The sequence below is a fragment of the Bradyrhizobium sp. 141 genome, from assembly GCF_023074055.1.
Classification (GTDB): domain Bacteria; phylum Pseudomonadota; class Alphaproteobacteria; order Rhizobiales; family Xanthobacteraceae; genus Bradyrhizobium.
This window is the reverse complement of the sequence record NZ_JADPKR010000050.1, coordinates 1-2,213: the sequence shown is the minus strand read 5'-3', so window position 1 is coordinate 2,213 and position 2,213 is coordinate 1. Positions and strand designations below refer to the sequence as shown.

The following is a 2,213-nucleotide window of genomic DNA, read 5'->3' as shown; positions in this document are numbered from 1 at the left end:
GCCTTCATCGAGAGCTACGCGCTGAAATACGAGAAGGCGGCCGCCTGCCTGCGCAAGGATCGAGGCACGCTGCTGGCTTTCTACGACTTCCCGGCCGAGCACTGGAAACACTTGCGCACGACGGATGAGATGGACAAGCGATTTCTTCATGGCCGAGGCGACGATTGCGGAGATCGCCGTAGGTCCATTCTTTTGTTCGGCCGCGCTGCGGGCCATTCTTCCGTCCCGGCCACCTATCTCGCAGCCGCCGCGCGCAGGGGCGGTCAAGGCTGGCCGCATTTGCGGCCACCGTAAGGCTTGGCCTTGACCGGCCCGAGCACGACGGCACGCTGGCGTGGAACGGGACTGCGTTCCTGGCGTGGCTGGAATTTGCCGTCAGCCGCGACTATGGTTGTCGGGCGCGGGCGACCTCGTGACGAAGCGTGACGCGTCGGCTGCAAGTGTCACCGGACTGCCTATTTTGTCTTGCCGAACTGAGGCGCTCGCGCGCCGGCCCTCGGTCGTCGCGGTTTCCATTGCGACACGAATCGTTCGTAGCTTTGCTCCGCCTGCGCGGCAATCGACATCTCGCGGTCGCGCAGCACCTTGATGTTGTAGGCATAGGTTGGTCCACGTCGGCTGCCTTTCTGTTGCGGATGCCCGGCTTGAAGTTGCATCGCGCGGGTCTTGTTGGCAACCAGCGCCGGGCGCGCCCACAGGTAATCCTCGCCCTTCGTCAACAAATGCCAGCAGAGCACAGTGAGCTTCCGAGCGACAGCCACCGCGGCGATCTGATGGCCGCGCCGGGCGCGGATGCGCACGAAAAAAGCATGCAGTGGACCTGGCGCCTTGGCGGCTGCCCAGGCCGCCTCGACCAGCATGGCGCGCGCATGACTGCGGCCGATCTTGCTGATACGGCCGTGGTGGGCCGCTCCCAGCCCGGACTGCCGCACCCGCGGGTTCAGGCCGAAATAGCTCACCAGCTTCTGCGGGCTGTTGAACCGGCTGATATCGCCGATCGCCGCCATGATGCCGGCGGCGACCGCCAGATTCACGCCGGTGATCGTCATCAATCTGTTGACCGCGGAATCCTCGATTGCGTCCTGCGCGATCTCGCGGTCGAGCAGGGCCAGGTCTTCTGCCAGCCGGTCAAGCTCACGGACGTGCCGATCGATGGCCGCTCGCTCATCGTCCGGCAGCTGTTGAGCAGCCAACCACGCCCGGCCGCGGCCGTTGAAAAGATCGGCATGTGGGCACTTCGGGATCAGGTGTGCGTGCAGGATCGAATGCACCTCGTTCTTGAGCCGCGTGCGATGCCGCACAACCTGGTAGCGCCGCGCCACCAGTCTGCGCTTGCGTTCGGTCTCCGCGTCAGGCGTCCAGATCTGCGGCAGGTATCCCGCCGCATGCAGACTGGCGAGCGTGCCGGCATCGATCTTGTCGGTCTTGACGTGAGCTTGGGCGATCGCCTTCACCTGCAACGGATTGGCGATAATCACCCGCGCCACGAATGGCGCCAGCACTCGCGACACCGCCATGCTGTTGCCGGTCGCTTCGAGCACCACCTCATCACTGGCCAGTAGGGTCTTGCCAAATCCCTCCAGCGCAGTCCGCGTCATATCAATACGGCCCGCATGTCGGAGCCTGCCGCTCTCCCAAAATACCACCTCCCCGAAGGTTCGGTGGACATCAATGCCAATCACTCGTCGCATTCGCACCTCCTGTCAGACATATGACGGGAGCTGCGGACGACACGACAACTACGGATTCGCGCTCTCGGCGCAACCGGGCGAGTCGCAGAGGCGGCCAGCTACTAACTCGAGCTCTCGGCTCATCGTGTGTATCGGCCTGCCCGCACATCGTGCTCCCGGTGCCTCTGTCCCGATGGTCGCACCATACGCCACGATCTAGAATACCGCAGCGGAACGTTGGCACCGAGAAATCTCATACCGGTTACCAACCCCATCGAAAGCACCTTCGCCACCGTGCGTCATCGCACGATCCGATCGAAGGGCTGTCTATCCAACAAAACCGCGCTCGCGATGGTCTTCAAACTGGTCGAGGGCGCCCAGAAAAATTGGCGTCGTCTCGATGGCCACAACCAGTTGCCAAAACTCGTTCTCGGTGTGACATTCAACAACGGGATCGAGGTCATCGCCAAGCCGACCGACCGTCAGCCCGCAACCGCCGCCGCCTGACCGGCTCCGGCCGTCACCAAAAATTGGCGATAGCTC

Annotated in this window: 1 protein-coding gene and 2 pseudogenes; 2 read left to right on the top strand and 1 reads right to left on the bottom strand. The window is 63.4% G+C overall.

Features of this window, described 5'->3' with window-relative positions:
• Positions 1-135 (top strand): annotated as a pseudogene (locus IVA81_RS14385) (transposase); the annotation flags it as partial.
• 320 nt (positions 136-455) lie between these two features.
• On the opposite strand, the gene IVA81_RS14380 reads toward IVA81_RS14385, so the two are convergent.
• A complete protein-coding gene (locus tag IVA81_RS14380; protein ID WP_247318955.1) occupies positions 456-1,673 on the bottom strand; it encodes an IS110 family transposase in 1,218 nt (405 codons plus the stop codon).
• Positions 1,674-1,934: 261 nt separating this feature from the next.
• Here IVA81_RS14380 and IVA81_RS14375 point away from each other — a divergent pair.
• A pseudogene (locus IVA81_RS14375) lies at positions 1,935-2,177 on the top strand (IS256 family transposase); the annotation flags it as partial.
• Positions 2,178-2,213: the final 36 nt, after the last annotated feature.